General features: G+C 32.7%; 5 protein-coding genes and 1 pseudogene. All 6 read right to left on the reverse strand.

Translation table 11 applies throughout. The annotated features are described in order from the left end of the window. Positions 1–69 precede the first annotated feature (69 nt). The 6 genes and pseudogenes from V5784_RS04020 to V5784_RS04045 all read right to left on the reverse strand — a co-directional run bounded on the left by V5784_RS04020 (position 70) and on the right by V5784_RS04045 (position 5,382). Positions 70–1,632, reverse strand: a complete 1,563-nt coding sequence (locus tag V5784_RS04020) for a diol dehydratase reactivase subunit alpha (protein ID WP_336887769.1) — start codon at positions 1,630–1,632, stop codon at positions 70–72. 17 nt (positions 1,633–1,649) lie between these two features. Next, positions 1,650–2,075 carry a diol dehydratase small subunit gene (locus V5784_RS04025; RefSeq protein ID WP_336887770.1) on the reverse strand — a complete coding sequence of 142 codons (426 nt, stop codon included), beginning with the start codon at positions 2,073–2,075 and terminating at the stop codon, positions 1,650–1,652. Between the two features lie 18 nt (positions 2,076–2,093). Continuing rightward, on the reverse strand, positions 2,094–2,657 hold the full coding sequence (locus V5784_RS04030; protein WP_336887771.1) for a propanediol/glycerol family dehydratase medium subunit: 564 nt from the start codon (positions 2,655–2,657) through the stop codon (positions 2,094–2,096). A 14-nt stretch (positions 2,658–2,671) separates the two neighbouring features. Next, positions 2,672–4,336 (reverse strand): annotated as a pseudogene (locus V5784_RS04035) (propanediol/glycerol family dehydratase large subunit). Positions 4,337–4,352: 16 nt separating this feature from the next. After that, the gene (locus V5784_RS04040) at positions 4,353–4,772 is read right to left on the reverse strand and encodes a heme-binding protein (RefSeq protein WP_336887772.1); all 420 of its coding nucleotides are present in this window, start codon (positions 4,770–4,772) and stop codon (positions 4,353–4,355) included. A 238-nt stretch (positions 4,773–5,010) separates the two neighbouring features. Further along, positions 5,011–5,382 carry an AraC family transcriptional regulator gene (locus tag V5784_RS04045; protein ID WP_336887773.1) on the reverse strand — a complete coding sequence of 124 codons (372 nt, stop codon included), beginning with the start codon at positions 5,380–5,382 and terminating at the stop codon, positions 5,011–5,013. Between the last annotated feature and the right edge of the window lie 164 nt (positions 5,383–5,546).

The raw sequence follows: 5,546 nt of genomic DNA on the forward strand, positions 1-5,546 counted from the left end.
AGAAATACCAGATGATGAGTTAGAAAGAACTGTAGAAAGAATTAGAAATAGACCGCGAAAAGTATTAAATTATTTTACTGCAAATGAAGTTTTCCTTGAAAATATGTGGTGGTGTGCTTGACAAGACTCACCGCCAATTAAAACATTTTTTGCAAATATTTTAGGAGATAAAGACTTTTCAAAAAATTGAACATTACCATCTTCATGCCTTATATAAAATAGGGATTCCGCCCTTGCAAGAGAACATTTTTTGATGTCTTCAGCCAGATTAAAATCTGTTATTCCTAACTCTTTTTGAATGAGAAGAGTAACCATATTGCCGGCTCCTGCCAGGTGTACTAAACCTTTTTTTCCTTTCTTGTCTATAGAACAGGCATCTGTTGAACCAGCTCCTATATCTATTATTACAAGGGGTCGGCTAGTTCCTGGAGTTGTGAGAGCTCCATTAATTGCCATATCGGCTTCTACTCCTTCCACTATGACTTTTACTCCTAAAGACTTTTCAACTTCCTTTGCTACTGCTGCTATTTGGTTTTTTTCTGTATTTACCATAGCTGCTATTCCCACAGCATTTTCAAAAATAAACTCTCCTGCTACTCCCCCTTTAACCTTTTGAGGAATAAAAGTATCTACAGCAAGTATATCTTTTATTTTAATATTTTCGATAGACTCATCAGTAAAACTACTCATTACACTTTTTACATTCTTTAACATACCACCTATGCTAGTACCAGTTTCACCATTGATATCCTCAACTATATCAACATTTCCCAAAGTCTTCATAATAGCTTTGGCTCCAGCTTCTATATTGATACTTTTACTTCCAAAATTACCTTGAATATCTATTTTTCCCGATGGAATAATTTTTTCTTTTACGTCTCCTTGAGGAGTTTTTATAACTACTCCAGATCTATTACCAATAAGGGCTTTAGATATTGGAACTATTTTTTTAGTTTCCTCAGACGTCAATGAAAAAATTGTAGCTATTCCATAAGGATTAGATATTACATTAATTATTTTGCCTTGAGGAGCAACCTCCACAGCGGCATTCATTCCAAGGGGAATTTTATCTATATAAAGAACTTCATCTATTATAGGAATTTTACTTATAAGTCTATTATTAATTAGAACTCCGTCATCTTTTTGAATAATTGCGCCTGTTCTTTTATAATCCTTTTCTTGGGCTTTATTTATTCTATAGGCAGCCTCTAAAAAGCTGACTTTATCAGGTACTACAGTTATATAATTTTTATTCTTTTCCGCTTGAAAAAGGTCATGAAGCAGGATTGTTTCTCCCACTCCAAGTCCTACTCCGCCAGGGGTTGAAGGGTTATGACCTATCATAGTAGATTCTGTAATTATTGTTTCTGTTATAGTTTCCATAGATACATCTCCTATAACAGGAATAGCTTCATTAATTCTGATTGCAGAAACATCCAAGATGTTTAAATCTACTTTTTTAAGAGCATCATTAATGGCTCTCTTTATTCCTTCTATATTATCTACCGTACCTTTTAAACCTGTTGTTTTATGAAGAGCACTAGCTAAAAATTCATACTTTTCACCGTCTACTCTTGCTAAAGCTACTTCTGTTGTTGCATTTCCAATATCTACACCTATTATTATTTTCATAAACTCCTATTCCCTTCCTAACTTTTTCTTAATTTATTTCTGTCTTCATATACTTCTGCTGCTTCTCTTATAAAATTTGCATTTACAGTTGCAGAGTATTTGTTTTCTAACTCATCAGCTATTTCTAATAAATCTTCTCTAGATGATCTAAAAGGTCTTAGTGCATTGTAAATTTCTAAGATTCTCTCATCTGGAATATTAACAAGTTCACTAGCTCTTTCGAAGTTTTTTGTAATAGTTGGTCTATTTCCTTTTTTTGCTATTTCCCCTTGAAGTTTAAGAGTTTCTGGAGAAATTCTAATATCTTCAGGTTTTACATCTCCACTTAATACTTTTTCAAGAGTTATTTCATCTAAAGTTTTCCCTGTAGATGTTTTTAACCATTTTTTTCTCTTTTCTCCAAGAGGATAATCAGAGTCAAGATTTATATTTTTAATATCCATTTTTAATAGCTCCTTTAATTAAAATTCGTACTTTATTTCTAGTGGTTCACCGTCTTCTACTACATGCTTTGTTTCTTTTATATGTAAAAGTGCTGCTTTCGCTTGGTATTTTGGTCTCGCCATCTGGTCACTTGCTACAGGTACGGGATTTGGAGAATCTCCTTTTGCATATTTTGCTGCATTTTTACCTATTAATCGGAATGTTTCAGGGGTTAATAGAGGTGCTTGTGGGAATAATTCTAAGTTATTTAAAGGAAGCAAATCTTTTTGATGAATTACTGTCGTTCCCTTAGATTGAATTCCAATTCCAATTCCAGATCCACTTAATTTTGCTGCATCATTTGCGATAAAGCATACATCAGAAGTTCTTGTGATTCTTACTATTCTTGCAGTTAAGCCTTCTTCTTCTATTCCTGCGATTAATTCAGTAAGAACTATATCATGCGGGACATCAACAATGGTCTTATGTTGACTTTTTTTAAATGCCGGAGCTAGTCCTATAACAACCTCTTCTACCTTAGTTCCTATTTTTGCTTCCCCTGCTTCTTCAATTGTTACAATTGGGATAAATTTATTTTCCATAATAATCAACTCTCCTAGTCTATGCTTTCTGGGTTTATAGCATTTGGGATGTTTTTAATTTCTTCCCATCTCTCGTCACTTAATCTGTATCCACTTCCAGGTCCCATATAATCATTTTTATCATTTATTGCACTTACTATTTTAAAATCTTTATTTAAAATAGCTGAAGTCTGTAAATAGTCACCTGAAATTTTCTGTTTTAGCATTCCAAGAACGCTTTCTGCCACATCATCAAATCCACTTTTACTCAATCCTTTTACAAGATCGATCCCTGTTACGTCACCTTTTATCAATTCTTCTGCTGCTTTTAGGTCTTCAACTACATTTCTTTCTGGCATATCTTTACTTCCGTGAGCATATGTAGCTGCTTCTACTTCTTCATCTGTTATTTCAGGCAGTCCTAATTCTTTAAATAATCCTTGTATTACTCTACCCGCTTTATTTCTTACTTTTATTGCTTCAGCTTCAGATATCGGTCTTAATCCACCATCTACTTTAAGGTCTCTTTGAAGGATATTATAATCATCAAAGTCATCTGCATCAAAGTTTGATCCTGCAAACATATTATCATAGTTAGGTACTGCACTATATCCAGAGAAGATGAAGTCAGTTCCAAGTAACATCTGTAATAAAGTTCTTGCAGTTCTTCTGATATCAGAGTGTGAGAAAGTTTGGTCATTTGCAGATGCACATTCAAGATCTAGTAACATTGCAATAAGATTTTCAGCAAGTACTGCTCTGATTCCACCAGGAAGTGATCCAGGCATTCCTATACAACTTACAGATCCATTTTGTAATCCCTGTACCCCTGATCCTCTAGTAATATAGATACATCTAGTTTCAAGGTATAACATTGATTTTCCTTCTGCATTACCCATCAAAGCTTCGGATCCTGTTCCAGATGTAAATCTCATTTTTAATCCTCTAGATGCATAGGCTGAAGCTAAGAATGCTTTTGACCAAGGAGTATCATCTCCATCAGTAAATACTTGCTCAGTTCCATATACTGATACAGTCTCAGCATAACTTGTAAATCCTTTCATTCCTAGCTCTAATTCAGTAGCTCTTCTACAGAACATTGAATTAATATTCCACCTCTACCTACTTGAGCTCCTACAAATATAGAGATAGCGTTGAATGGAGCATATTTTACTATACCAATAGTTGTTTCTTGCTCGTCAAATCCTCTGATTGCAGCTTCGGCAGCATCTGCTGCTATTAATACTGGGTTATCTTCTTAAGTTAGTAACATGACACTGGTTAGAAGGTGTTTTTCTTGCTCTCATCTTTTGAACAGCCATCATCATCTCAACAACATTCATATGAGCTACTACTTCGGTCATCTTAGCTGGAATAATCCCTGTTGTTATATCTAAAACCTGATCTCTCGAAACATGAATATTTACAATTTTTCTTGCAATTTCAAGTGATGAAACAGCCATTGCATCCTCTGCTTTATCAAGATTAATTGCATAATCAGCTATAAATCTGTCTATCATATCAAATTCTGTTCTTTTTTTACCGTCAAGTTCTACTATTTTGCCATTTTCAATTTTTAAACTTGATTTTGGATCGTTAGGACTTCCCATTGCCACTAGTCCTTCATCTATCCATTCTCCTATAAATCCATCTTTATTAACTGGACGTTTTTCTAATGCTTCAAATCTTTTTGATCTCATTTTTAACCACCTCAAACTATAAAATTTCTAAACCTGCTTTAGCAATAGCCATATCTTCTTCTACTGAACCACCACTTACTCCGATAGCTCCTATTACCTGATTATCCATAATAATTGGGAATCCACCACCAAAACAAATAATCCTTGCATCATTTGTTAAGTTTAATCCATAAAGACTTTCTCCTGGTTGTATTACTTTACTCATTTCATCAGTACCACATCTGAGTGCCCACGAAGTATATGCTTTGTTATTTGCAATGTCTATACTGGTAACAAATACATCATCCATTCTTTCCATTGCCAGAAGGTTTCCCCCTGCATCTACTATTGAAACTACTGCTGGCACCTCAGTCTCCTCTGCTTTTATAATCGCTCTTTCAATCATAATTTTTGCTGCTTTCAAAGTGATTTGTTTCACTTGTCTGACTTCAACCATCCTTAATCCCTCCGATATGTTTTGTTTGTCTACGATATAAACAATAACAATTTGCTGAAATTATTAAAAGGTTCTATTTTATTAAAAAAAAGTAGTTTTTTATTATTGAGGTCAAATGGATTTGAATTTTAAGAACTTAAAAAGCTTTAGTTTTAAATAAAAGAAGGTAGATTATATAATTAAAAAAATTAAAAAAAAAAGAGTTAAAAAAACTGGTTTAAATCTTTTTTTTAACTCTTTAATAGGTAATTATATCATTTTTTTTAAATAATTCTTTATATTTCGAAGGAGTTACACCTACATACTTTTTAAATATTTTTGCAAAATAACTGATGTCTTCAAATCCCAAAGAATATGCTATAGTACTTACTGGGTTATTACTTTCTCTTAAAAGATATTTTGCTTTTTCAATCCTTTTAGCATTTAAATAGTCTTTAAATGTTTTTCCAACCTCACTTTTAAAAATTTTACTAAAATGGGAAACACTCATACTGCAAAGGGAAGCCACTTTTTCTAATTTTATATTTTTATCTAAATTATTTTTTATGAATGTAACTGCCAAACCTATTGGTGATTCAGATAATTCAATATTTCTAATATTATTTTTCATACTATGACTATGCCATTTTTTATCTTTGGTGTATAATCATTTCAAGTCGACCACTTGAAATAAAAAAAGACCTTTTTTCATAAAAACCGATATAATGTAGTTACGACAACAAACATTAAAGGAGTTAATTTATGAAAAAAGGATATAAACATTTTAGCATATAT

It is taken from the genome of Psychrilyobacter sp. (assembly GCF_037132775.1).
Taxonomy (GTDB): domain Bacteria; phylum Fusobacteriota; class Fusobacteriia; order Fusobacteriales; family Fusobacteriaceae; genus Psychrilyobacter.